Here is a 25,755-nt window from a genome sequence, read left to right as displayed (position 1 = left end):
AAAATGATTACGCCATTATATCCAAGATTAAGGTTTAAACGATGGATTTTCAACTCCAAGCGACTGACAAACACGCGCGAGCTGGTCTTTTAAATTTAGCCCATTCTCAAGTAGAGACACCCATTTTCATGCCCGTAGGCACGCAAGGCTGCATCAAATCTTTAGACGCTATGGATATGCAAGAAATTTTAGGCGCTAAACTCATTTTAGCCAACACTTATCACATGTATTTACGACCGGGCGAGAAAGTGGTTGAACAATTAGGAGGCTTGCATCGTTTCGCTCAATTTCATGGGAGTTTTTTAACCGATAGCGGAGGGTTTCAAGCCTTTAGTTTGAGCGATAACGTCAAATTGCAAGAAGACGGGATTATTTTTAAATCCCACATTGATGGGAGCAAGCATTTATTCACGCCCGCTAAAGTTTTAGACATTCAATATTCTTTGAATAGCGATATTATGATGGTTTTAGACGATTTGGTGGGCTTGCCCGCTCCACTAAAGCGCCTTGAAGAATCCATCAAAAGAAGCGCTAAATGGGCGAATCTCAGCCTAGAATACCACAAAGAAAATAACCGCCCCAACAACAACCTTTTTGCCATTATCCAGGGCGGCACGCATTTGAAAATGCGCAGTCTTAGCGTGGAATTGACGCATGGGGGTTTTGATGGTTATGCTATAGGCGGTTTAGCGGTGGGGGAAAGCACAGATGAAATGCTAGAAACGATCGCGCACACCGCCCCCTTGCTCCCCAAAGACAAGCCTCGCTACTTAATGGGCGTAGGCACGCCTGAAAATATCCTAGACGCTATCAGTTTGGGGGTGGATATGTTTGATTGCGTGATGCCCACCAGAAACGCCAGAAACGCCACCCTTTTCACGCATTCTGGCAAAATTTCTATCAAAAACGCGCCCTATAAATTGGATAATACCCCTATTGAAGAAAATTGTGCATGTTATGCTTGCAAGCGTTATTCTAAAGCCTATTTGCACCATCTCTTTAGGGCTAAAGAACTCATCTACGCTCGTTTAGCCAGCTTGCACAATTTGCATTTTTATTTAGAGCTGGTTAAAAACGCCAGAAATGCCATTTTAGAAAAGCGGTTTTTGAATTTTAAAAAAGAATTTTTAGAAAAATACCACTCTTGTTCGCATTGAGTGGTATAACTAAAACTTTTTAACTTTTTAAAAAATGGGATTTTTAACTTTATTTTTATAGTAAAACTCATTTTCTTAAGGGGATAGGGGGGTATTTTGAAATAATTCTCCCCCTTAAAATCCCCCTAACCCAAGAATACCGCCTTAAGAAATTATCGTTTGATTAAAATCAAGCTCTTTACTATTTATTTTTAAAAAATGCATTTTAGCATTTTTTAATTTTTATCATTCCACTCAAAACCCTATCTTTGATAAATTTCAGGGTGGGTGCTTTTAAAACGCCTGTGGAACCAAAAATAACTTTCCGGGTGGTTTCTAATCACCTCTTCGCACAAACTCGCTTGGGCTTGCGTGCATTCTAAAATATCGTTTTGCGCGTTGTCAGTGATTTTAGAGCGGATACTTTCGTAATAAGTCGCTGTGTAATGCGAATAATCGTCATTAAAATCAATGAATACCGGCTGGATGTCTATATTGTAGCGGCGCGATAAAATAGAGGCGATCGTGGTGTGCGTAGCGTCTTTATTAAAGAATTTCACCACCACCCCATCTTTAGGCACGACATTTTGATCCACTAAAATCCCCACAAGGCCATTGCCTTGATTATACATTTTAATGAGTTCTTTCATCGCTCCCACTTTATTGACAAAACGCACCCCAAACGCTTCTCGCCTACTCATGATCATGTGATTGATGGGAGCGAATTTAGTCAAACGCCCCAAGCACCCCCTACCATAATCCTTATAATATTGTGCTAAAGTCGTGCCTACCGCTTCCCAATAGCCAAAATGCATGCATAAAGTGATCGCTTGGCCTTCCTTGTTTAAAGACTTCCACACATTTTCTTCATTGATGAGCGTGAAACGAGCGTCGTATTCATCTTTAGGGATAAAGATCACTCTAATGGTTTCTAAAATAATGAAAGCAAAATTTTCATAACCCTTTTTAATGATCCTTTTTTTCTCTTCTTCGCTTTTAGAATCCCCAAACACAAAATCCAAATTGGCTTTAGCGTCAAAATAACGGCGTTTATCAAAGGTTCTCATCAGCCACGCCACAGCTTTAATGCACCTTAAAAACCAAAAATGGGGCATTTTAGCCAAAATAAACCCCAAAATATTCACTAAAGATTCCACGATAAAAATGCTCAAAATGCGCAGTTCTGTTTTAAAACCCTTGTCGTCTTTGTTTAATATTTTTTCGTGTATGAGTCGTTCTTTATAAGTCATTCTTTTTCCTTTAAAATGTTTAAAACGCATTCTTTAATTTTTTTAGGATCTATGTTTTGGATAGAAAAATCCTTTTTATGGTAGTTGGCGTTTGAATTACCGGTGAGCGAAACATTGATCGGGCTTTCTAATTTAAAACGCTCCATAGGCGTGTTGCCATAAAGGGTGATGCTGGGTTTTTGCAACGCCCATGCTAAATGCGTGATACCCGTATCGCCCCCAATAATCACATCCATTTTAAAGAGCAACGCCTTAACTTCGTTTAAAGTGAGTTTAGGGAGCAATAATGTATCGCACTGGTTTTTTAAAGAATGATAAAGCGTAGTGGCCTTCTTTTCATCAGCATGCCATAACAAGCAAATTTGAAAATTTTCTAACGCTAACGCCAGCTCTTTAAAACGCTCTGTGGGGTAAGTTTTATTGATTTTAGAAGTTTCTAAAACAAAAAGGATTTTTGGTTTATTTTGATTCCAATTTAACGCATTGATTTTTGGAGAATCTTGGTAAGAAAACACTTTAAATCTAGAGCTTAAACTCTCTGAAATTTCTTTTAAAATTTCTTTTTGGGGCAAGTTTAGGGCATGGGATAGGAGCGTGAAATTGCGCTTTAAAATAGGCTCATCATAAGCGATGGAAACTTTTTGCGAGTAAAAAAACGCGCTTAAACCCTCCCTAGCCGAAGCGTAATCAAAGCCGACTTTTTTAGGGGCTTTTAACATTTGAGTGATGAGAGCGGATTTGACTAGGCCTTGCATGTCAATGATTATATCGTATTCATAAGCCCTTAAAGATTTAAAAAGTTTGAAAATCTTCAAAGGGTTAAAGGTTGTAAGCGTGCTTTTTAAAGCGATGGGGTGTAATTTATCAATATAGGGGGAATGCTCTAAAATCGCGCTGAATCTTTCATCCACGAACCATTCTATTTGGGCATCAGGAAGACGCTCTTTGATAGCCGCTAAAAACACCGCGCTCACGATAATATCCCCAAGCGCTGAAAGCCTGACAATCGCTATTTTCAAGCAAACTCTATCGTCAAAGGAATGGGCTTAATGAGTTTTGGGAGCATTTCTTTAGCCAAATAAAGCACATCATTAGAATGGATCACAAGCTTGTTTTTTTCTAGCGTGTATTTTAAATGGTGGCTGTCTGTTAGGCACAAATTTTCGGCTAAAGAAAGGATAAAACTCAGCCATTGCAAGGTCAAAAGGCTTGGCATCATCGCGCTCATGTGGGCGATAGCGTTGTCTTTAGGGATTTTTTTATGGCTGAATTGCGCTAATAAGCAAATGATCGCCCTATCTTGGTGGCTAAAGCCATAACTCAAAGCGTTTAAAATGAAATACGCGCTGTGCTTGTGGGCTAAATAGACGCTTAAAATCTTACCCATGCTCGCCAATTCCCCCGCAATCTTTAAATGGAAAAGGTATTTTTCATCTATTTTATGCAAAGGCGATAAAACTTCAAACAATTTCACGCATTCTTTTTTGACCTTTTGGCTGTGCTTTTCATGGGGTAAAAAGCGATCTTTTAGAGAGATGAGAGAGGGGTTGATATTGGGGGGGAATTTATGGTAATGGTGGCGCAATAAATCGCTCAAAAACACGCCCTCTCTCACCCCTACCCCGCTAGTAATCATCAAGGAAGTTTTTAAATGCTCTAACACGACTGATAAAATCAATGCCCCACTCCTAATGCTATCCAAACGCTCTTCATTCACCCCTAAAAGCCGTAATTGATCTTCTTTAAGCATGACGATTTTTTCAATGAACGCTAAATTTTTATGTGCATCTATTTCATAGCCATGCAAAGAATCAATAGGGTAACAAAAGCGTTTCATCAGCACCTTACTCAAGGCTCTGATTGTCCCCCCCACCCCAAAGGCGTTTTTGTGCTTAAAGGGCAGTTTAGAAACCTCTTTTTGGATAAAGGCTTTAGCCAATTTGACATCTAAGTCTTTGTCCAAAAACATTTCTTTAATGCGAATCGTCCCAACATCAAGCGAGATTAAGTCCTTAATCTTGCCTTTTTCAATCAACGCGCACTCGGTGCTACCCCCTCCAATGTCTATCGTGATCCCTGAATTTTTATGCAACAAATTCGCGCATGCGATCCCGCCATAGAACGCTTCTTTTTGCCCGTCAATGATTTTGATTTGCAAACCGCAAGCCTTTTTCACCCTCGCTACAAACTCTAACCGATTAGGGGCATCGCGCACCGCTGAGGTCGCTACGCACAAGATTTTTTTGCTTTTGTATTTGAGAGCGATTTCTTTAAATTCGCTCAAGGCTTTAACGGCTCTTTGCATGGGGATTTCTTGTAAGATTCCATTAAACGCATAACAGCCCTCTGAAATCCTAACCTTAGACTTGGTCTCAAAAAGCAAGTAAAACCCAAACTGGCTCGTCTTTTTAAAGACAGCCAAACGCACTGAATTAGAGCCTATGTCAATCACGGTTGTGATTTTAGCCATTGCTAGCCTTTAGTCTTGCTCTTTTAAGATTTCGTATTTGTATTTCAATTCCTCTTTGCTCTCTGCATTGTTAGGATCCGGTAAAATCGCATCTACAGGGCATACGCTCACGCAACGAGGCTCATCATCATCATACCCATAACACTCTGTGCATCGATCTGGATCAATATTATAAATGGGATCGCCCTCTTCAATCGCCTCACTAGGGCATTCTTCTCTGCAAGCATCGCATGCAATGCATTCATCATTCACTAATAATGACATGACTAACTCCTTTTAAAAAGTTTGAATACGATTTTTACTCTAAATTAGCTTAAAATTCAATCTAAAAAGACTATTTTTTTTTGATTATAAGAATGGGGGCTATTTTCTAGCACGCCTAAAACCCCTAAATCTTTTAAATGGGTGTAGTCTGGCTTGTGGGTTTCTACAAACACGCTCAAGCCCAAACGCCAAGAAAATTCTACCATGCCCTTTAAATCCTCTTTTAAAAGCTCTTCATCTAAAATGACCCCATCAGAGCCTTGAACAAGCGATTCTAAAAGCTGGTAGTGGCTGATAAAAAGATCCTGATGGACAATCAAAGAACTCGCATGACGGCGCAACAACCCTAAAACTTCTAAATCAAACACGCTTGGCGCGCCTATTTCGTATAATCCTTTGAAATTGACAATGACGCAATCGGTGTGGGTGTTTTCTTTCAAAAGCTTTTCTAAAACCTCATCAGGGGTTACAAAAACACAATCTTTAGTTTGAGAAATGACTCTAGGCAAGTAAGGGTTATACGACAGGCTTTTACCTAACATTTCATAAGAAAGCATGCCCTCTTTTAAGGCTAAGCTTTTTTGTAAATTTTCTAAAATCCCTATTTCTTGCATTCTTGAATGATCTTATTGTGCTCTTTTAATTCGGGTTCGGCTTGGATAGACTCTTTAGCGATGCTAGAAAAAATTTTTTTAGCCTCCAAACAATTCCCTAATTTGTAATAACCCCATGCTAAAGAATCCAAATAAAGCACTGATCCAGAATCCAACGCTAAGGCTTTCCTCACAAAATCCATGCCCCTTTTAATATCCATGTCATAATCTATTAAGGAATACCCTAAGAAATTATAAAAGAAAGCGTCTTGCACATCTTCTTTATCTTTAGTTTTAGCAAGCCATGCTTGGCGCTCTTTGGTGGCTTGCTCTAATTTTTGAATGATAGGCAACATCTCTTCTTTGGTGAGCTTTTTTTTGTTTGCGCTCAAGCTTTCATAATGATAAATCGCCTCTAAGCCTAAGAATTTAGGGTCTTTTCTTTCTTGATAGATTAAAGAAGCCTGTTTGGAAGCTTGATCAAATTTTTTTTGCGCGGTGTATAAGTCTAGCAACAAACGCCTGTCAAAGGGGAATAATTCTGCGATTTGCTGAGCCTTATCAAACTCTTTTAACAAGATTAATACCCCTATGTAAAATTGGGCGTTTTGAACAATAGGGTTTTTTTCATACAAACGAGCGAAAGTCGTTTTAGCCAAATCAAGCTCGTTAAATTGCGTGAAGGTGTTGAGCGCTTTTTGACACAATTGCTCTGAGCAACCATACCTGTCTATATGGGATTGCAACAAGTCTAAGCCTTCTTTTTTGCGGTTTTGCAAAAAATAAATCGTAATGAGTTTTTCTAGGCTGTCTTCATCATGCACTTGGTTATAAAACTTATTCAACAACGGGAAAGCCTTATCCAAACGCTTTTGAGTCAAATACAAAGTCCCTAACACATTGTCTGTGGCTATGGTCTTTTCTTCTTTGCGGATTTTGTGTAATAGTTCAATCGCCTTATCAATCTGCCCCATTTGCGCATAGCCATCCACTAAAATCTTATTGATAGAAACATCGTTACGATTATTGGTGATTTTTTGATAGAGCATGGCTAAATGCATAGCGGTTTTAATATCCCCTAAGCTCGCCGCTGAAATGGCCGCTTCTTTAGCATACACCACTTTATTAGTTTGCTTGTAAAGATTCATATAGCCTTTTTGAGCAGCAGCAAAATCCCCTCTATGGAAAGCGTCTGAACTCAATAAGATTTGATGATCTTCTGAAAGGGTTTCAGCCTTAAGGCAAGAAAACAGACTAAAAAGCAATATATTTGCTAAAAATCTTTTCTTTGTTTGAATATTCATTATTTTATTTCCTTTTTTGTATCACTATAGTGAATTTTAGCGCACTTTAGTTTCTTTGGTTTTTTGTGTAATGCCCGGACAGCTTTGGCAAAAAGCCTTTTTTTGCTCTTTAGAGAAAGTTTTCACGCTCTCCCAAAAAGGAAAAGTTTGGCATTGTTTAGGGCGCACGCTATAAATCTGGCATTTTTTCGTCTCCAAATCCAAAAACACGCACGCCAAACCCAACTCTTTAGCGTCTTTTTCTAATAAAGAAAACTTATACCCCACCTTTTTAACATATTTTTGACTGAATTCTTCTAGTTCTAATTTTAAAAAAGCGCTAATTTTTTGCATTTCTTGGATATTTAAAAAAATATACCCGCTTTCCCCCACGCAACACTTTGCCCCACAACCCTCGCATGCCTTAGGATTAAAACTGAAATCAAAATCTTGCATTAAACTACCTCTATCCTATTGGAGATCAATACTCACGCTAAATTGCACCAACAGCCCTTCATCATCTTTAGAAATTTTTAAGGGCAATTGGCTTTGAGCGCTCGGTAAATATTTGTTGATTAGGGTGAAAAAAAGATAGGTTTTTTCTAATTCGCTCGCTCTGGCCATGATAAAAAATTGGGTTTTTTGAAGGGGGTTTTGAGAGAGCAAGGGTTTGATTTTATAGGCATCAAAACATTTTTTTAAAATCTTTTCTAAGATCCGTCTGGACTCTTCATCATTAAAAATCTTTAATAAGGATTCGCTGGTTTCTTTTTGATTACGATAGTTTGTTAAAGCTGTTTCAAAATGCCTTTGCGCGTATTCTAAAACGCTTTTTTTACGATTTTCTTCTAAAAGGATTTTTTTTAATTCCAGCATGCTAGGCCATAGAAAATACTCGGTATTCAACCAACCCAATAAGGAAAAACCCCTAAAAAATAAGGTTTTTGATGATAAACCCTACATCGCCTGATTGTTCTCTGTCCAGGTGTGAAAAATGCAATGGCTTCATTTAATAGACTCCGGATTTTTTATCAGTAAGGAATTAGAAAAGTTGGTGGAGACAAAATTAAACCACCCATCGCTTAAGGGGAAAAATTCCGCCCTAGAATAATCAAACATGGGGTTTAGTTTGTTTTGAAACAAAAAATAAAAGGCTTCTTTAGAAGGGGTTTTACCACTAACCACCACGCTTTGCTGGTCTATTTCAATGCTATTAATAGTGATGGAATCCGGCACAATATTTAAAAGCCCTTGCAAAACATCTCGTATATCATCGTTATAATTCAAACGCTTTTTGGCTTCTTTAATGAGTTTTAAGGTTTCATCAGTCTTAACCTGCAAGCGGCTGATTTCATGGCGGTAAAGCTTTTCTTGGATCGTCAAACTGGATGCGTTGTCTTGAGTGCTTTTAATAGCGTTGTGCATAAACCCCACTAACCCCCCTATCACCACAAAAGATAAAAAAATGTAAAAAACCCAAATTTTAGAAAGCTTGCTGATAAGGTATTTCGCTCTTGGCTCAATATAGCTAAAACGCATGCTTTTCATTCTCCATGCGCGCTAAAATATTCAAGCGCTCCACTAAAGAAAAATCAAGCCTATCCACTTCTATCATCAAAGTTTCTTGCAAATGCATTAACGCTTTGTGGTGGATTTGACAACTGTCTAAAACAACCACCTTTTCTACAAAGTCTATCTCTCTAGAATGATAGACGCTGCGCAATCCCTCTTGCAAAACATCTGCAATTAAGGGGATATTCGTCATGCCTTCAATCAAACTATAAGCGTCCTCTGTTATTTTTTCGCTATTATCCTTACTGCTGTCTAGGCCTATCGCTTCTTCAAGGCTGTCAATATCTTCTTGGATTTCACTCAAAAACAAATTCACAGCTTCATTACTCATTCCCATAGAATCTTCTTCTTTGCTCTCTATAAACTCTTCAGGTTGCTCTTCTAAAAACACGGATTTGGCTAAAAAAATCTCTTTTTTATCCGCAATCAAAAAATAAAATCTTGAACGCTCCAAAAGCAAATACAACAACGGCTTTTCTTCTAAGCTATCGCGCACAAAATCATAAATAAGGCTAAAAGGCGAAAACAAAAAATCCACATCCTGGATTTTAAAACGCTTGAAATCCTTTAAAAAATCCTTAGATTCCACATAAACGCAATACTTTTGATTGATTGCACAAGCCTGATAATCTTGATTTTCTTGTTTGATTTGTTCAAACGCCTGCTTTTCGCATAAAACCTCTTTAGCCTTACTCATCGCGCTAAAATAAGTGTAGGGGTATTTTTGGCTATAAGTTCTGGCGATTTTTAAGGCTTGAATAGGGACTTCACCATTTTTAGTCTCCACTTTAGTCTCAAAAGTTTTAAAAAATTTCTCTTTAATGCGGTGGTTTTTAACCCTTAAAATTTGAGCGGATAAAAGATTGTGATCCACATTAAAAGAGATATACACTTGAGAGCAAAACCTCTCTTTGAACGCTTTTTTTAACCCTTTAAGCACCTAAACCCCTTTGAGATTCTTCAAATCCAACAGAATCCATGCGCGTCTTTAAATATTCTTTAGCCTTTGAAAGCTCCCATTCTTTAGGGATAATTACCGATTCTAGCATGTAATAATGCACTTCGCTAAAAGGCTTAGGGATTTCAAATTGATCCCAAGTGTTCAACCGCCATGCGTTTTTACAAACCACCCGACAAGCGCTAATCCCCACGCCTGATTTTTGAGCTAAAGCGATCACCCCATCCGCTATGCTGTGTCGTGGGCCTTTAGGGCCATCAGGAGTGATAGCGACATCGCAACCTTCTTTCAATCGTTTAAGCCCCTCTATCAAAACCTTAACCCCCCCTTTTTTGCTAGAGCCTCTAATGTTTTTAAAACCAAAGCTTTCAAACAAACCCGCCGCAATAGAGCCGTCAAAATGCTGGCTTGCGATCACATAAACAGAAGGTTTTTCAAGCCTTAAATACGCAAACCCGATCATGCCAAGCTCCCCATGCCAACAGCTTACAATAAAGGGTTTTTCTTTTAAATTTTGAGCTAAAAAATAGCGGTTTTTACAAGTTTTATGCAACAACCAAAGGACTCCAAACGCCAAGCGTGGGACAACCTTTAAAACGATATTTTTCCTGAAAAATTTTAAGCTCAATTCTCGCCTTTAAACCCGCTTTTTCATTGGTTATTTTGATTAGTCGCCTTTAATGGCCGCTATCAAGCGCCCTTTGGAATGAGAAACAATCTCCACTTTTACAAGCTCGCCCGGATTTCTTTTTTCCTTACAAGTTACTTCAATGAATTTCCCCGTATCGCTGCGCCCTTCAAAACCCACGATTTGATTATCCATTTCACGCCTATTTTCCACCAACACCACATGCGTTTTACCCACTTCTAGCTTGGCTTTTTCCTCTAAAATTTCTTTGTGCCTGTTTTGCAACCTCTCTAACCTTGAAGATGAAACCTCTAATGGCACTCTTTCTTTCCAAGCTCCCGCTTCAGTGAAAGGGCGTGGGGAATAAATGAAACTATAGAGCGTGTCAAAGCGCACTTTTTCTAGCACCTCCATCGTGTCTTCAAAATCCTTATCGCTCTCATTAGGAAAGCCCACGATAATATCCGTGCTAATGCCCACTTCAGGCACTAAAGCTTTTAACCTCTCCACCCGATTTAAAAACCACTCTTTACTATAACCTCTTCGCATCATCTTTAACACCGCACTAGATCCACTCTGTAAGGGCATGTGGATACTCTTACACACTTTAGGGTTTTTGGCAAAGCGTTCTAAAAATACATCATTCATGTGCAAGGGGTGAGGCGAAGTGAATCGTATCCTTTCAATGCCTGGAATTTCGCTCAATTTATCCAACAAATCGCTAAAATTAACTTTCGCATGCTCGCTGCTAAAACGCACGCCATAATTATTCACATTCTGCCCTAAAAGCATGAGCTCTTTAGTGCCGTTATTCGCCAATTTCTCAGCTTCTTTTAAAATCAAATCCATAGGGATAGAAATTTCTTTCCCCCTAGTGTGCGGGACAATGCAATAAGCGCATTTCTTATCGCAACCTATAGAGATGTTTAATAGCGATCGGATTTGAGCCTTTTTTTCAAAAAATTCAAACGCATACGCGCTTTCATCATAATCAATCGCCACTTCAACCGCTTTTTCTCTATGGATCACTTGAGAGATTTTAGACACATTCCTAGCCCCTAACACAAAGCTCACGCTCGGGGCTTTTTTCAAAATATCCGCTCCCATGTGGCTTGCAGTGCACCCGCAAACCCCAATTTTGGCGTTGGGTTTTTTGATTTTAGCGAATTGACCGATTTCTGAAAACAATTTCCTTTCAGGTTTTTCGCGCACGCTGCAAGTGTTGATTAAAATCAAATCCGCTATTTTAGGGTCATTGGTCTCTTTATAGTCTAGTTTGGATAGTTCGCTTAGTAGATGCTCGCTATCCCTAGAATTCATGGCACAACCCATGGTTTCAATATAAACTTTCAATACAAGCCTTTAAATAATGTGCAATTCATAAAGAAAATCTTTTTCATCAGTGCTGACCCTCACCTCATCTAAATAAGCCGTATGGCCTTTTTCTTTGAAAAAATCCACCGCCTTGAGCATGTCTTTATGGGCGTTTGTGGGGGCAAAATAGAAAATAGAACGCTTGTCTTCACTGAATTTGCGATACAAATCCTCTAATTCCACGCTCTTGGCGTCTGATTTTCTTGTATTCTTGGCTAAAACTAATTTCATTGACTCTTTCCTTAATTGATTTGGATTTCCCATTTTAACGCATTCTGTCTTTAAAACAAATTAGATCACCCTTTTCCCCCCTAAAAACAAGCGTTCCACTTCTTTAGCATGCAATAAAAATTGCAAAACCGCCTGCTCTTTAGTGAATTTTTCATTAAAACCAAACACGCTCAAATCCGCCCTCTTGTTGGCTTCTATCTCGCCATTATTCAAAGCTAAAGCTTTAGCCCCATGCCTAGTCGCTCCTAAAAGAGCGATCTTAGCTAATTCCAATAACGGCATGTTATGGGTGAGCAAGAACGCCCTTAATTCGTCTAAAAGGCTCAGCGAAATGTTAGAACTCAAGCCATCAGTGGCGACGCTCACGCTCAAACCGGCTTCTCTAACTCTCTCTAAATCCAACGCTTTCCCGCTCAACAAGCGGTTAGAAAAGGGGCATGTGATTAAAAAAGCGTTTTTGACTTGAGATTTAATCCTTTTTAACGCTTCCAAAGAAGCGAACTGGTTATGCACGAATAAAGTGTGCGTGTCTTTAAACATGTCAATGTAATCGTTCGCGCCCTTATAGAGCGATTTGAAATTAGACTCTTTTAAAAAACGCTGATAAAAATTTTCAAACCACCCTTTAGAATTTTCTACCCATTCTAGTTCTTCAAGCGATTCTAAAAAATGCGTAGAAAGCAGGCTTTGTGAATCTTTAGCTAATTGGATGACGCTCAAAGCCATGTCTTTTTGGACCGAATAAGGGGCATGCACAGCCAGAGCCGCTTTAAGCTTTGCATCTTCCAAATCTTTTAACTCTTTAAATTTGGCCTCAAACGCTTTTAATTTTTCTAAAGAATAGCTGCTCCCTAAAAACTCTAAAAACACGACAGCATTCAAGGGGCTTTCTTTCAATAAATTAACTTCTATCAGGTGGTTAGAAATCGCCCCCACGCTCCCCACCCCGCTTTTTAATTGCGTGCTGATGGCGTTTTGAATAGCCCCTTGGCAATTTTGTAAAATCGCCCCCCCATTGTTCAACACGCTCCCTAACCAGCCAGAAAAACTCCCGTAATCAAAACTCGCCTTGTTGTTGGAAAATTCAAAATGGGTGTGCGCGTTGATAAAAGCGGGCAACAGAACGGAATTTTCAAAAAACTGCGTCTTTAAGTGAGGGTATTTAAGCGTTAAACTTTGATAATCGCCTATTTCAACAATCTTTTCATCAAAGACCACGCCATAATCTTCTAACACTTCGCATTTTTCATTACACAAAAAAACTAAAGACGCTCCTATGATTTGCATGCATTCTCCTTAATAAATGTGGTTTGCCCTTTTAAGATCATTCTTTGCACTTCACCATACAATTCCAAACCATAAAAGGGCGAATTTTGATTACTCACTCTTGTTTGAGCGTTTAAATCCACGATCATCAAATTGGCTAATTGGTTTTCTTTAACCTCGCCTGCATTGAGTTTTAAAAACTTCGCTTGGTTAATCGCCATGACTTTAATGAGCTGTTGGAAACTGATAACCTTTTTTTGGACTAAAAAAGTATAAGCCACGCTAAAAGCGTCCTCTATGCTCTCGCACCCAAACGCGCTTTCTTCAAAAAGCTCTGCGTTAGAATTTTTAAAAGCATGGAGGCTTGTGAGCATGGCGATTTCGTTATTTTTTAGGGCTTCTTTTAGGGCGTTTTGACCTTCCTTATCCCTTAAAGGAGGGGCGATTTTAAATCGGGGTTCATAATCTTCATACACGCTCTCATCTAAGATCAAATGGCTTAAGGGCGTTTGGGCTTGTAATTTCGCTCCTAAATCGTTAAAGGCTTTGATGAGTTTGAGCGTGGCAATGCTATTCACTTTATCTAAAAGCATGGGGATTTGTAACGCTCTAGAAACTTCCATGAAACGCACCAAGCGCGTGTTTTCAAACGCATTGTCTACAAAATTCTGCCCCAATTCATAGGCTAATGCCCCGCTATTTAGGGCTTCAAAAGAATTTTCCAAAGAAATTAAAAGGGGCAAGTTGTAGGATTTGGCGTAGTGGCTGATGAGTTCTAAAAAAGCGTCAGATGACGCGATTAAAATTTCCCCCCCTTTATTTTTAAGCGTAGCGATGTCGGCTAGTTGGTTGTTTTTGATTGCCATGATATTTTTAATGCCGCTTTGATCGCCATTGAAAACGTTGAGTAACCCCACCCCCCCTTTAAAAGCCTTTTGTTTTAAATTTTCATAACCCTCTAAATCAGTAACGCTCAAATCAATGAAGCTTGGCAGCACGAACAAATTCCCACACTCAACCACTTCTTCATTATTAGTAGGGCTTAAGTTTTCTTCAATCTCTATAATGAGAGAATCTTTTAAGCGAATATCCGCTCTTTTTAAAACCTCATCATCATAAAACGAAGCGTTTTTTAACAGCATCAAACCCTCCTAATTTTGTAAAAAGTTAGTCAGGCTTTCTAAAGAATTTGTCATGATCAATATTCCCATTAAAATAAGCACCAACCCTGAAACAATTTCAATCGCGCGGTTGTATTTCTTTAAGGATTTTAAAAACAAAAGCGCTCTTTCTAGCATTAAAGCCACCAATAAAAAAGGGATCGCCAAGCCCATTACAAACACCACCATAAGGATTAAGCCATAAGTATCCTTACTCGCGCTCATGATCACTATGGAAGTGAATATCGGTCCGATGCATGGCGTCCAGCCCAAAGCGAAACTCATGCCCAAAAGAAAGGGGTAAAAGCGTTGCATGCTATTAGATTTGCTCGCTAAACGAACGCTTTGAGTTTTATACAAAAATGAAAAACGGAACACGCCCAAAAAATGCAAACCAAAAAGGATCACAATCCCCCCAGCGATATAATTCACCCAGGCAAACGAAAAGCTATGGATAAGCTTGGCCATAGACATGCCCACGCCCAAAAACACGAGCGAAAACCCTACCACAAACATCAAAGATTTTAAAAAAACCGAAACCCTTTTAGCCTTACCATCTTTAATATCCTCTAAAGAAATTTGAGAAATATAAGACATATACGCCGGGATCAAAGGCAACACGCAAGGGCTTAAGAAAGTTAAAATCCCGGCTAAAAGCGAAGTTAAAAGAGGCGCTGTCTCAAAGAGATTGACAAGCGTGTTATCAAACATCATCCAATCCTTTTTTCAAAATAACCATTTCTTATTTTTTTAGGATAACCAAATCTCACTTAATCTTAGGCACAATCTCGTTATTTTCTACCACAAACGCCACGCTGTCATTCTCTTTAATTTTATCCTCTAAAATGAGTTCAGCGAGCTTGTCTTCTACCATTTCATAGAGCGCGCGTTTTAGGGGTCTAGCACCATAGAATCTGTCAAACCCTGCTTCGGCGATCAATGCTTTTGCTTTTTCGTCTAGGGTTATATTAATGCCCCTTTCAAGCGCTTTTTTTTGAACGTTTTCAAAGAGTATCCCCACGATATTAATGATAGCATGACTATCTAGAGCGTTAAAGGAGATGATTTCATCTAAGCGGTTTAAAAATTCCGGCTTGAAGAATTGTCTCAGGCTCTCTTTAATCGCTTTTTGTTTATCGGCCTCACTCAAATCCTCTTCTAAAAGCGCACCGCTAGCCACATTGCTGGTTAAAATCAAAATCGTGTTTTTGAAATCCACCCTCACGCCCTTACTATCAGTTAAATGCCCCTCATCTAAAACCTGCAACAAGAGGTTAAACACATCCGGATGGGCTTTTTCCACTTCATCTAATAACACCACGCTATAAGGTTTTCTGCGCACCGCTTCGGTCAATTGCCCGCCTTCTTCATAGCCCACATACCCAGGAGCGGCCCCAATAAGACGGCTTATAGAGTGCTTTTCTAGGTATTCGCTCATGTCAATTCGTATAAGATTTTTATCGCTATCAAACAAGAATTGCGCCAAGGCTTTAGCGCTCTCGGTTTTACCCACGCCTGTTGGCCCTAAAAAGAGGAAACTCCCTATGGGCTTGTTGCTATCGCTAAGGCCGGCCTTATTCCTTTTAATCGCTTTAGCGATCGCTTTGAGCGCTTTTTCTTGCCCCACCACTCTTTTTTGCAATTCGCTTTCAATGTTTAAAACCCTATTTTTTTCGCTTTGGAGCATTTTTTGGACCGGGATGTGCGTCCATTGGCTCACGATCTCAGCGATGTTGTTTTCGGTTAAAGCGTTTTGCAACAACGCCCCGTTTTGTTGCATCGCTTCCCATTTATGCTGCAATTCTTTTTCTTTCTTTTCCTTTTCAGGGATTTTAGAGTATTCAATTTCAGCCGCTTGCTGGTAATCCCCATTGCGTTTAAACCTTTCAGCCTCTTTTTTCAAGCCCTCCATTTCCATTTTCAAGCGTGAAATTTCTTTAAACACTTCTTTTTCGTTTTCAAATTGTGCTTCTAATTGGATTTTTTCTTCTTTCAAATCGCTCAATTCTTTAAGGATTTCTTGCATGCGTTTGTGGTTGCTCTCTTTGTTTTCCATTTCAAGGGCTTGTTTTTCCATTTCTAGTCTTTGAATGGAGCGTTTAACGCTAGAAAGTTTTGCCGGTTCTGATTCCATTTGCATTTTTAATTGAGCCGCCCCCTCATCAATCAAATCAATCGCTTTATCGGGTAAAAACCTATCGGTGATATAACGGCTGGAGAGTTTAGCGCTCGCTATGAGCGCAGAGTCATTGATGGTGATATTATGGTGCGTTTCTAAAGTTTCTTTCAACCCCCTTAAAATCTGTAAAGCTTCATTGATGCTAGGCTCATTGAGTAAAATGGGTTGGAAACGCCTTTGTAGCGCCATGTCTTTTTCAAAATACTTGCGGTATTCTTTCAGAGTGGTCGCTCCAATCGTGTGCAATTCTCCCCTAGCGAGCGCGGGTTTTAAAATATTAGCCGCATCCATGCCCCCCTCACTAGCCCCAGCCCCTACAATCGTGTGGATTTCATCAATGAATAAAATCACATTCGCGCTTTTTTTAACTTCTTCAATCACCTTTTTCAGGCGCTCTTCAAACTCGCCTCTGTATTTCGCCCCAGCCACCAATAAGCTCAAATCTAAAGCGACGACCCGTTTGTTTAAAAGCGTTTTAGGCACTTCCTTATTCACAATGCGTTGGGCTAACCCTTCCACAACAGCCGTTTTCCCCACTCCAGGCTCGCCCAGTAAAATAGGGTTATTTTTTGTTTTTCTAATCAAAATTTGCATCATGCGAATGATTTCTTCATCCCTCCCGATCACGGGATCCAGCTTATTTTCTAGAGCTTTTTGCGTCAAATCAATGCCAAATTTTTCTAAACTTTCCAAATTGGAATCGTCGTTTTTATTTTGGATAGTCGCGCCTTTTCTTAAAGATTCTAAAGTTTTTTGCAATTCCTTAGTGTCTAAATAAGGCTTTAGAACGCTTTCAAAAAGGCTCATATTCGCCAAAAGATACACATCGGTAGCGATGAAAGAATCGCCCCTTTTAGCCATCAAACCTTGAGCGTTTTCTAAACTTTGGATTAGAGTTTGGTTTAATTGGATATTTTGCTTGCTGATTTGTGAAACTTTAGCAAACTTATTCAGCTCGCTTTGAACGCTAAGCCTTAAAGCTTGAATATCCACAGGCATTTTTTGTAAGGCTTGAATGAGGATGCCTTGGGAGTTATTGAGCATGACAAAAAGCATGTGCAAGGGCGTTACTTCAGCGTTTTTATGGTGTAAGGCTAAAGCGAGCGCGCTGTCTAAAGTCTCATGCAATTGGTCAGTCATTTTTTCAAATAAATTCATTATCAATCCTTTTTGAGTTTTAAAATTTTTACTATTTTACACTATTTTAACCCTCAAAGGTTTTTAAAACGCTCACACTAACGACAAACTCTCCAAAATACGCTTTTTAGACAATTCGCAATATTCTTTTTCAATCTCTAAACCCACGCTAAAACGCCCTAAAGCGTTGGCCTCTAAAATAGTCGTGCCAGAGCCGCTAAAAGGATCAAAAATCGTGTCTTCCAAAAAAGAAAACAATTGGATGCAACGCTTGGGTAATTCCCTTGGGAATGGGGCTGGGTGTTTTAGGCGTTTTTTGGATTCACCGCTAAAATTCCAAAGCCCGTTCGTGTAGAGTAAAAATTCCTCTTTACTGATTGTAGAAGTTTGTTTTTTTCGTTTGTATTCGTTTTTATAAAAAACAACAATCAACTCCACAGGAGCGATAGCATAAGGCGCGCTAGCTTGCAGCCAACTCCCCCAAGCGGTGCGTCTTGAAATATTGCTTTCATTCCAAATGATCGTATTTTGGTATTTCCAACCGCATTCTTTAGCCACTATAGTAATATCAGCCCCTAAACTTTGCTTGCCATGTTTATTCGTGTCTAAAGGGACATTCAAGCACAATCTCGCCTGTTCCTTACCCCAAAAATAACAATTTTTAAGCCAATTTTTGCACCAATTCAAATAATCATCATAAGCCCTAAAATCATTACTCCCTTGATATTCAATACTCAAATTATAGGGCGGTGAGGTAACGCACAAATCATAAAAACCTTTTTCAAAAGTCTCTAAAACGCTCGCATCGCCATGGTATAAATCCAATTTCTCCAAACTGAAATAAGGTTTCATAAAAGCCTTTTTAAATCTTCTAACAAATTTTCTATGCCCTTGATTTTAGGGCTTTGATCAAAATGGCTTTTGGCTAAATAAAGACCATCTAATTCATGCTCCATGACGATCCTAGCCTTTTTAGGCTTGTCTTTAAAGCTGATTTCATCATCGTTATCCGGTGTTATCATGAAAACTTTAATGTGAGAAGTTATAGGCGATTGTAAGAGTTTTAATTTCCAATAAGGCGTTTCTGTGAAACGCTCTCTAAACGAATTTTTTACCGATAAAATCGCTAGAATTTTGACATTATCCTTGTTGGTTTGATAAAGAATAATATCTGGCAAAACGCTATAGCCTCCAAAATGCACCAATAAAGCCCGTTTGACTCTATCCAACTCGCCATTAATGCGCTTAGCCGTTAAGATTTTATCGTTCGTCATTTTGACATTGTTTTTAATACAAAAATCTTTTAATAAAAGTTCTATGATTTTTTCTAACACCCTTCCTATGGTGCTGACAAAGCCTTGTCTGGCCAAAATACTGGCTTCTTCCTTGCTTTTATTTTGCTTGATATAATCGTTCATTTTATGGTTTAAAAAGCGTTCTTTTTCTTGCGCATAAAAAACCTGTAAAAACTTGTAAGGCTCAGGGTGCTCTCTCATAAAATCTTTAAAACACTCTAAAATAATATCCGCCAAACTCAATCCAAACACCTTAATCAATAGAAATCCATCAAATTATAATACAAAACTTTTTTATAATGGCTCGCATTTAAAACAAACTTATGATAAATAATGAAGTGCAAATTTTAGATATTCTGCTTAAAAGTATTGCTAATGAATCATATATTTTCACTAAAATAATATTGAAAGAATTTAATCAAAGGGCTAGATATGCAATTTTTAAATCAATCTTTGGGATTTTTTAATAAAGGGCACTTTGAACCCATTGATAGAAACTTCATTACAGAAAGCTATCAAGCACTAAAGCCAATTGAAGAAATTCAAAATAAATACAATAAACATGACAACGATTCATTTTTGAATGAATTGAGAGATAGCATGGTGGCTTTATATTTAGATTATGATCTCATCAATACCCAAAAGCATGGCCTTGATGCTAAAAGAAGTTCAAGCGATGAATTTTTAGAAATCAAACAAGTATCTTTTCAAAGTAAAACTTGGAGTGCGACTTTTAATGACACCACTTTAGAAAAAGCCAAAGTTTTTTGCGATATTAAAACGACTTTAGCCGTGGGTGTTTGGAATAATATTTCTAATCTTTTATTCATTGTTTATGGAAAGCACCCTGAAATGGGATTGTATTTAGAACAAAAAGTGAAAGAGTGTCATAACGAAAGCAGGCGTTCAACTCAAACGATAGGAATTAGTAAATTAATCAAAGAATTTGATTTTAAAATAAAACCCATTGATTCAAAAGAACAAGAGCTTATCAATCTTTTTAATCTTAAGTTTGGTCATTTTTCTTGGGAAAATTATCTTGCATAAAGTTTTTATCATGGAAGCTTTGGAGTGTTTGAAAAGAATAGAAAAAGAAAGCATCCAAACCATCTATATAGACCCCCCTTATAACACCAAAAGTTCTAACTTTGAATATGAAGACGATCATGCTGACTATGAAAAATGGATTAAAGAACATTTGATTTTAGCAAAGGCTGCGTTAAAGCAAAGTGGTTGTATTTTTATTTCCATAGATGATAATAAAATGGCTGAAGTTAAAATCATTGCCAATGAAATTTTTGGAACGTGCAATTTTTTAGGCACTTTTATCACTAAACAAGCCACAAGATCTAACGCTAAACACATCAACATTACCCATGAGTATGTTTTAAGCTATGCTAAAAATAAAGCGCTCGCTCCTGGTTTTAAAATCTTACGAACGCTTTTGCCCATTTATGCTAAACCCTTGAAAGATTTAATGCGAACGATTAAGAATGTTTTTAAACAAAAAGGACAAGCTCAAGCCCAACTTGTCTTAAAAGAACAAATCAAAGAATTATCTCAAAAAGAACATTTTAATTTTTTAAAAAATTATAATTTGGTGGATGAAAAAGGTGAGATTTATTTCGCTAAAGATTTATCCACGCCTTCAAACCCACGCAGTGTAGCGATAGAAGAAATCAATCTTTTTTTAGAACCCCTAAAAAGCAGAGGGTGGAGCAGCGATGAAAAGCTTAAGGAGTTATATTATCAAAACAGGCTTATTTTTAAGAACAATCGTCCTTATGAAAAACACTACCTAAAAGAATCGCAAGATAATTGTTTGAGCGTGTTGGATTTTTATAGCCGACAAGGCACAAAAGATTTAGAAAAATTAGGCTTAAAGGGGCTTTTTAAGACACCAAAACCTGTAGGATTGATTAAATATTTATTGTTATGCTCCACCCCTAAAGATTCTATTATTTTAGATTTTTTTGCAGGCAGCGGGACAACAGCGCAAGCGGTTATAGAAGCTAATAGGGATCATTATTTGAACTGGTCTTTTTATTTGTGCCAAAAAGAAGAAAAAATTAAAAATAACCCGCAAGCTATTAGCATTTTAAAAAATAAGGGGTATCAAAACACGATTTCAAACATCATGCTATTGCGTTTAGAAAAGATCATTAAAAGAAGTGAATACGAAATTTTAAAAACAAAATCTATTGTATCTTAAATCTTATTTTTCAAACCCCTACACCCTATCCACGCCCAAAATTTCAGCGCTCGCTCTGGCTTTTTCATTGTTTAATTCAATTTTATCGCCCCTTTTTAATGCCTCTAATTCTATCGCTTGATCATTTTTACTCACAAACGCCCCGAATTGGGGCAGTTTCAAATTTGCGTAAGCGAGTTTGAGGGCGTTTTCTAGCCTGTTTAAGCGCTCTGTTTTGGTTTGTAAAAAAGGGCTTGTGGATAGTTGGGTAGAGATTTTTTCTAAAAGCGTTTTTTTAAGGCGTAAAAATTCTAAGGTTTTATTGTCTAAAGCGATTGTTAATTTCTCTAATTTTAAAGCGTTTAAATGGTGCTTGTTTTCAAAACTCAATCGTTTTAAAGAAGCCGCTAAATGCTCTAAATGCGCCTTTTTTTGATGGAGCAAAGTTTTAAAAGAGCGGCGCAATTTTACATTAAACCCATCAAGTCTTTGCAACCATTCATCGCTATTAGGGAGCAAGATCTCCATCGCGTTTGAAGGCGTAGAAGCCCTTAAATCCGCCACTAAGTCGCTCAATAAAAAATCGCTCTCATGCCCGATAGCTGACATGCTGAAAGTTTTAGCCAAATACAAAGCATCAGCGATTTTCTCATCATTGAAAGAATACAAATCCTCCATGCTCCCCCCACCCCTAGCCACTACAATCGCATCAAAAGCGTTTTTTGTGTCATGAAAACTATCCGCATAAGCGATGCTCTCCACCACGCTTTGAACGCACCCTTCCCCTTGCATTAAGGTATTGATGCAGACTAATTCACACATCGGCCATCGTTTGGAAGCGATCTTTTGCATGTCCGCCCAAGCGGCTGAATTTTGAGAAGTGATGACTGCCACTCGTTTAGGAAAATGCGGTTTGGGTAATTTATTCGCTTCATCAAAATAGCCTTTAAGGCGTAATTTTTCTTTCAATTGCTCTAAAGCTAAAGTTAATGAACCTATATCTTTAGGCTCTATTTCAAAGCAATTGATTTGATAATCCCCCCTTGGAACATACACGCTAACACCCCCAAAAACAACCACTTCCTGCCCTTCTTTTAAAGCGAATTTAAGCCTGTTAGCGTTCCCTTTAAACAGCACGCATTTAATAACCGACTGGCTGTCTTTGAGCGAAAAATACGCATGGCCGCTCACCTTGTGGATAGTCAAATTACTCACTTCCCCTTGAACCCTAACTTGCAAAAAAGTCGTTTCTAAAAGGGCTTTGATCTGCGCATTGATTTCGCTCACGCTCAATACATGCATCAATTCCCCCTTTTATAGCAAACGAGTGATGTCATTGAAAAGCCCTAAAAACATGATAAAAACCAAAAACCCCACCCCCGCTAGCCACAACGCATTTTGTATGGGTGTTGGCAAAGTGATATGAAAAATATTTTTAAAAACAACCCCTAGCATTTGCGCCCCATCTAAGGCGGGGATGGGTAATAAATTTAAAATCCCTAAATTGATGGACAAAAACGCCCCAAACAACAAAAGCATGCTCACGCTATTGGCATGGCTTAACGCTCCCACAATGCCTATTACCCCGCTCAATTCCTTAACTGAAGCGCTCCCCATAATCAAACGCCTTAAAGAATCCACGATCAAAACAACGCCCTCTTTAAACCGACTCAAGGCCTGCTTGAACGCTTGAATTAAGGAATAAGAGACAACGCCCATTTTTTGCATGTCCGGTTTAATGCCTATTACTTTATATTTGATGATTTCATTAGGATCGTTAGAATCGCTTATTACCGCCACGATTTTGGGGGTCAGTCGTTTTTCTAAAATCTGATTATTTCGCTCTATTTCTAAAATTAACTCGCCTTGAGAACGCGCCACTATGCCTCTAATCTCTCTAAAACTCGCTATTTTTTGATGGTTGATAGAAAGGATTTTATCCCCCTTTAACAGCCCGGCCTCTAGCGCGTTTTTTTCTAAGTCGCCAATGATTGGCAGTAAGACTTTTTCCCCGCTCAATGCCAGAAAAAAATACACTAAAACCGCAAAAAGAAAATTAAAAAACGCCCCCCCAAATAATATCCATAGCTTTTGGAAAGGGCTTTTTTGCGCGTAGCTATCATTCGCTTGATTAATTTCATTTTCTTCATTTTCTTCTTTATCCATGCCCTTTAATTTCACATAGCCCCCAAGCGGGATCAAAGACAAAGCGAATTGCGTGCCAAAAAGCTTGAAAAACCAGAGTTTTTTACCAAAACCAATGCTAAACACTTCCACTTTCACCCCACAAATCCTAGCAATAACAAAATGCCCTAACTCATGGACAAAGATCAAAAACGCCAGCATTAAAATTGCTACAATAAACATCATACCCCTGTTGGCTCTTTTACATTAGGATCTTTTAGGGTTGGCTCTTTGGGAGGCGTGGGTGGTGTGGGGGGCGTTGGATCTGTGGTTTTTTGGCTTTCTTTATTTTCTTTATTTTCTTTTGGGGGTTTTTGCCACAATTCTGTCAAAGCCGCCGCTTTTTTAGGATCCATTTTGGCTAAAATTTTACCGAGTTCTTGGGGTTTTAGCGCCATTAAAATTTCTAAGGCGTTTTGAGTGGGTAGATTTTCTAAAATCAGAGCCGATTTAGAATCTTTCATTTTAGAATAAGTCTCGCCAATCTTACTGTCTTTAGCCTGCTTGATTTCTCTTAAAATTTCTTCATTTTCTTCTATCAAATTTTTAAGGCGTTTTTTTTCTTCCGTTTGTAAGGTTTTAAAGGCTTCTTCTTTAGCGGCTAAATTTTTCAGTTTTTCTTCCACTTCTTTTTCTTTTTGGTTCAACAGATCGGTTTTTTCATCTAAAAGGCGGGCGTTTTCGGTTTGCAAGATCCTTAAAGACTGCTCTTTTTCACTCAATCGGCGCAAATCGTCTTTCAATTCGGCTTTTTTAGATTCAAAAATCGCAGAGCATTGCAACAATTCTTGCGCGGCTTCTTCGCTAAAGAGTGCTTGTAAAATCAAGCCCATTAACAAGATTTTACGCATGCAAGCCCTCTTTTTGCCAGTGTAAAATCATGGCGTTTTCGTCTAAAAGAGCCTGCTCTTTTTTTTCCAAAAATTCCTTTTCTTTTTGCTTTTCGTTTTCTAAAATGATTTTAGCTTTTTCTAACTCTTGGTTAGCTAAAAGGTAATCTTTTTCTAAAATCTTTAAATCCTTGTTTAAATTCTCGCCCTCTTGTTGGCAATGTTCTATCTCCAATCTTAAAGCGCTTTTTAATTGCTGGGTTTGTAAAAAAAGGCTCATTCCCCCCAACTCAGGGTTTTTAAACGCGCTCAATTGGGCTTGTTTGTCCAAAATTTCTCGCTCATTTTGTCGCAATTCTAAACGCTTGCTTTCAAGCTTTCGCTCTATTTTTTCTAACGCAAGGGTTTTTAATTGCACCAACACAGAAGCGAATTTTTTCATAGAAAAATCGTGTCTTCTCTTTCAGGGCTTGTAGAAATAAGGCCAATTTTTACCCCCACTTCTTTTTCAATAAAACGGATATACTCTCTAGCGTTTGGCTCTAAATCGTCTAATTTTCTCACGCCCACGCTTTTTTCCCAGCCTTTAAAAGTTTGATAAACAGGCATGCAATCTTTCAAATCGCTAGGGAAAGCCTCTAATCTTTCGCCCTTTCTTTCATAAGCCACGCACACCTTAATCGCATCAATCCCATCCAAAACATCTAATTTCATTAAAGCTAATTGCGTGCAACCATTCAAAGCGCAAGCGTATTTTAAAGCCACCAAATCCAGCCATCCGCAACGCCTTGGGCGCTTGGTTGTCGTTCCAAACTCCGCGCCCTTAGTCCTTAAATGATCGCCCATGGGTGTAGTGTCTTCGCTAGGGAAAGGCCCATTTCCCACACGAGTAGAATACGCTTTCGTGATGCCTATCACTTCATTGATCGCTTTAGGGTTTAAGCCGGTGCTCACGCAAGCACTAGCGCTCGTGGTGTTAGAGCTTGTTACAAAAGGGTAAGTCCCTAAATCAATGTCTAAAAGCGTGCCTTGCGCCCCTTCTAATAGGATTTTTTCACCCTTTTGGTTCGCTTCTATCAGCATGCTTGTCGTGTCTTTGATAAAGGGGCAAATTTTTGGAGCGTAAGTTTTAAAATACTCCCTCAAATCCTTTTCGTAATTCTCACCTAAATCATACGCTTCCTTAAAAGGCTCAATGGCTTTGAAATGCGCTTTTAGTTTCTCTTCTAATATGGTATCGTCTAATAAATCCCCCATTCTTATCCCGCTCCTGGCCATTTTATCCTCATAGCAAGGGCCTATGCCTTTTTTAGTCGTGCCGATGTTTTGAGATTTTTCTTTAAAAGCGTCTTTTTTGGCATGATAAGGCAAGATCACATGGGCTCTGTCGCTGACAAACAAACGATTTTCTAAATCCTCAAACGCGCTGATTTCTTCGCACAAATCCTTAATACTCACAACCACCGCGCTAGAAATGATATTCTTGCATTTGGGGTATAAAACCCCTGAGGGCATTAAATGCAAAGAATGCTTAACCCCCTTATGCACAATGGTATGCCCGGCATTATGCCCGCCTTGATAGCGTACTACAAAGTCATAATCTTTAGCGATCCTATCAACAATTTTTCCCTTCCCCTCATCTCCCCACTGGATCCCCACAACGACATCTGCCATAAAATATTATCCTTAAAACAAAGTAGATTGGATTGTTTAAAAGCTTGTTAGAATACCAAAAAAAAGTAAAAAGCCTCTTT

Annotated in this window: 26 protein-coding genes and 1 pseudogene; 3 read left to right on the top strand and 24 right to left on the bottom strand. The window is 38.6% G+C overall.

Translation table 11 applies throughout. The features are described from left to right. Nucleotides 1–41: 41 nt before the first annotated feature. A complete protein-coding gene (gene tgt / locus AYS37_RS01740) occupies nucleotides 42–1,157 on the top strand; it encodes a tRNA guanosine(34) transglycosylase Tgt (protein WP_000347378.1) in 1,116 nt (371 codons plus the stop codon). A 242-nt stretch (nucleotides 1,158–1,399) separates the two neighbouring features. Here tgt and AYS37_RS01735 read toward each other — a convergent pair whose 3' ends face one another. The 19 genes and pseudogenes from AYS37_RS01735 to AYS37_RS01645 all read right to left on the bottom strand — a co-directional run bounded on the left by AYS37_RS01735 (nucleotide 1,400) and on the right by AYS37_RS01645 (nucleotide 19,039). Next, the gene (locus tag AYS37_RS01735) at nucleotides 1,400–2,386 is read right to left on the bottom strand and encodes a lipid A biosynthesis lauroyl acyltransferase (protein ID WP_000221225.1); all 987 of its coding nucleotides are present in this window, start codon (nucleotides 2,384–2,386) and stop codon (nucleotides 1,400–1,402) included. After that, the gene (gene waaC, locus AYS37_RS01730; protein WP_000684646.1) at nucleotides 2,383–3,405 is read right to left on the bottom strand and encodes a lipopolysaccharide heptosyltransferase I; all 1,023 of its coding nucleotides are present in this window, start codon (nucleotides 3,403–3,405) and stop codon (nucleotides 2,383–2,385) included. The genes AYS37_RS01735 and waaC overlap by 4 nt, the downstream gene beginning before the upstream one ends. After that, nucleotides 3,402–4,856: a Ppx/GppA family phosphatase gene (locus AYS37_RS01725; RefSeq protein WP_001074255.1), complete on the bottom strand. Its 1,455-nt coding sequence runs from the start codon at nucleotides 4,854–4,856 to the stop codon at nucleotides 3,402–3,404. Before AYS37_RS01725 ends, waaC begins: the two co-directional genes overlap by 4 nt. Before the next feature lie 9 nt (nucleotides 4,857–4,865). After that, nucleotides 4,866–5,120, bottom strand: a complete 255-nt coding sequence (locus tag AYS37_RS01720; RefSeq protein WP_000055462.1) for a YfhL family 4Fe-4S dicluster ferredoxin — start codon at nucleotides 5,118–5,120, stop codon at nucleotides 4,866–4,868. 56 nt (nucleotides 5,121–5,176) lie between these two features. Then, on the bottom strand, nucleotides 5,177–5,734 hold the full coding sequence (locus AYS37_RS01715; RefSeq protein ID WP_001155780.1) for a beta/alpha barrel domain-containing protein: 558 nt from the start codon (nucleotides 5,732–5,734) through the stop codon (nucleotides 5,177–5,179). Further along, a complete protein-coding gene (locus AYS37_RS01710; RefSeq protein WP_001025821.1) occupies nucleotides 5,722–7,017 on the bottom strand; it encodes a tetratricopeptide repeat protein in 1,296 nt (431 codons plus the stop codon). The genes AYS37_RS01715 and AYS37_RS01710 overlap by 13 nt, the downstream gene beginning before the upstream one ends. 36 nt (nucleotides 7,018–7,053) lie before the next feature. After that, nucleotides 7,054–7,452, bottom strand: coding sequence for a YkgJ family cysteine cluster protein (locus AYS37_RS01705; RefSeq protein WP_001150524.1), 399 nt, complete (start codon nucleotides 7,450–7,452; stop codon nucleotides 7,054–7,056). A gap of 15 nt (nucleotides 7,453–7,467) precedes the next feature. Further along, a pseudogene (locus tag AYS37_RS01700) lies at nucleotides 7,468–8,005 on the bottom strand (hypothetical protein). Continuing rightward, on the bottom strand, nucleotides 8,002–8,535 hold the full coding sequence (locus tag AYS37_RS01695; RefSeq protein ID WP_001874499.1) for a hypothetical protein: 534 nt from the start codon (nucleotides 8,533–8,535) through the stop codon (nucleotides 8,002–8,004). The pseudogene AYS37_RS01700 and the gene AYS37_RS01695 overlap by 4 nt, the downstream one beginning before the upstream one ends. Beyond that, entirely contained in the window at nucleotides 8,525–9,508 is a 984-nt protein-coding gene (locus AYS37_RS01690; protein WP_000911863.1) for a DUF8569 domain-containing protein, read from the bottom strand. The genes AYS37_RS01695 and AYS37_RS01690 overlap by 11 nt, the downstream gene beginning before the upstream one ends. Further along, on the bottom strand, nucleotides 9,501–10,154 hold the full coding sequence (locus AYS37_RS01685; RefSeq protein WP_000053505.1) for a lysophospholipid acyltransferase family protein: 654 nt from the start codon (nucleotides 10,152–10,154) through the stop codon (nucleotides 9,501–9,503). Before AYS37_RS01685 ends, AYS37_RS01690 begins: the two co-directional genes overlap by 8 nt. Nucleotides 10,155–10,193: 39 nt before the next feature. Then, nucleotides 10,194–11,507 (bottom strand): tRNA (N6-isopentenyl adenosine(37)-C2)-methylthiotransferase MiaB, encoded by a 1,314-nt coding sequence (miaB, locus tag AYS37_RS01680; RefSeq protein WP_000870152.1) that lies wholly within the window; start codon nucleotides 11,505–11,507, stop codon nucleotides 10,194–10,196. 9 nt (nucleotides 11,508–11,516) lie between these two features. After that, complete coding sequence (locus AYS37_RS01675) at nucleotides 11,517–11,759, bottom strand: nuclease (protein WP_000780061.1); 243 nt, start codon at nucleotides 11,757–11,759, stop codon at nucleotides 11,517–11,519. A gap of 60 nt (nucleotides 11,760–11,819) precedes the next feature. Beyond that, entirely contained in the window at nucleotides 11,820–13,046 is a 1,227-nt protein-coding gene (locus AYS37_RS01670) for an adenosine deaminase (protein ID WP_001165703.1), read from the bottom strand. Then, nucleotides 13,034–14,167 (bottom strand): amidohydrolase family protein, encoded by a 1,134-nt coding sequence (locus AYS37_RS01665; protein WP_000924875.1) that lies wholly within the window; start codon nucleotides 14,165–14,167, stop codon nucleotides 13,034–13,036. The genes AYS37_RS01670 and AYS37_RS01665 overlap by 13 nt, the downstream gene beginning before the upstream one ends. Before the next feature lie 9 nt (nucleotides 14,168–14,176). Next, nucleotides 14,177–14,896, bottom strand: coding sequence for a cytochrome c biogenesis protein CcdA (locus AYS37_RS01660; protein WP_001874496.1), 720 nt, complete (start codon nucleotides 14,894–14,896; stop codon nucleotides 14,177–14,179). A 55-nt stretch (nucleotides 14,897–14,951) separates the two neighbouring features. Further along, nucleotides 14,952–17,522: an ATP-dependent Clp protease ATP-binding subunit gene (locus AYS37_RS01655; protein WP_001047993.1), complete on the bottom strand. Its 2,571-nt coding sequence runs from the start codon at nucleotides 17,520–17,522 to the stop codon at nucleotides 14,952–14,954. Between the two features lie 72 nt (nucleotides 17,523–17,594). Then, a complete protein-coding gene (locus AYS37_RS01650; protein ID WP_000806046.1) occupies nucleotides 17,595–18,353 on the bottom strand; it encodes a DNA-methyltransferase in 759 nt (252 codons plus the stop codon). Continuing rightward, complete coding sequence (locus tag AYS37_RS01645) at nucleotides 18,350–19,039, bottom strand: BsaWI family type II restriction enzyme (protein WP_000049996.1); 690 nt, start codon at nucleotides 19,037–19,039, stop codon at nucleotides 18,350–18,352. The genes AYS37_RS01650 and AYS37_RS01645 overlap by 4 nt, the downstream gene beginning before the upstream one ends. A gap of 189 nt (nucleotides 19,040–19,228) precedes the next feature. On the opposite strand from AYS37_RS01645, the gene AYS37_RS01640 reads away from it, so the two are divergent. Together AYS37_RS01640 and AYS37_RS01635 are read left to right on the top strand one after the other, a co-directional pair. Continuing rightward, complete coding sequence (locus AYS37_RS01640; RefSeq protein WP_001874495.1) at nucleotides 19,229–19,843, top strand: hypothetical protein; 615 nt, start codon at nucleotides 19,229–19,231, stop codon at nucleotides 19,841–19,843. After that, nucleotides 19,836–21,008: a DNA methyltransferase gene (locus AYS37_RS01635; protein WP_080023632.1), complete on the top strand. Its 1,173-nt coding sequence runs from the start codon at nucleotides 19,836–19,838 to the stop codon at nucleotides 21,006–21,008. The genes AYS37_RS01640 and AYS37_RS01635 overlap by 8 nt, the downstream gene beginning before the upstream one ends. A gap of 18 nt (nucleotides 21,009–21,026) precedes the next feature. On the opposite strand, the gene xseA is transcribed toward AYS37_RS01635, so the two are convergent. From xseA to purA, 5 genes are read right to left on the bottom strand one after another with little or no spacing between them, the layout of a single operon-like run. Then, a complete protein-coding gene (xseA, locus tag AYS37_RS01630) occupies nucleotides 21,027–22,289 on the bottom strand; it encodes an exodeoxyribonuclease VII large subunit (protein WP_000558321.1) in 1,263 nt (420 codons plus the stop codon). 12 nt (nucleotides 22,290–22,301) lie between these two features. Further along, nucleotides 22,302–23,357, bottom strand: a complete 1,056-nt coding sequence (rseP, locus tag AYS37_RS01625) for an RIP metalloprotease RseP (RefSeq protein WP_000971221.1) — start codon at nucleotides 23,355–23,357, stop codon at nucleotides 22,302–22,304. Continuing rightward, entirely contained in the window at nucleotides 23,354–24,022 is a 669-nt protein-coding gene (locus tag AYS37_RS01620; protein ID WP_001226710.1) for a magnesium transporter MgtE N-terminal domain-containing protein, read from the bottom strand. The genes rseP and AYS37_RS01620 overlap by 4 nt, the downstream gene beginning before the upstream one ends. Next, nucleotides 24,015–24,443, bottom strand: coding sequence for a flagellar export protein FliJ (locus AYS37_RS01615; protein WP_000712854.1), 429 nt, complete (start codon nucleotides 24,441–24,443; stop codon nucleotides 24,015–24,017). The genes AYS37_RS01620 and AYS37_RS01615 overlap by 8 nt, the downstream gene beginning before the upstream one ends. After that, complete coding sequence (gene purA, locus AYS37_RS01610) at nucleotides 24,440–25,675, bottom strand: adenylosuccinate synthase (RefSeq protein ID WP_000796142.1); 1,236 nt, start codon at nucleotides 25,673–25,675, stop codon at nucleotides 24,440–24,442. Before purA ends, AYS37_RS01615 begins: the two co-directional genes overlap by 4 nt. Between the last annotated feature and the right edge of the window lie 80 nt (nucleotides 25,676–25,755).

This window comes from Helicobacter pylori NQ4053, from assembly GCF_000274605.1.
Taxonomy (GTDB): Bacteria; Campylobacterota; Campylobacteria; order Campylobacterales; family Helicobacteraceae; genus Helicobacter; species Helicobacter pylori_CV.
This window is presented reverse-complemented; position numbering and strand designations above follow the sequence as displayed.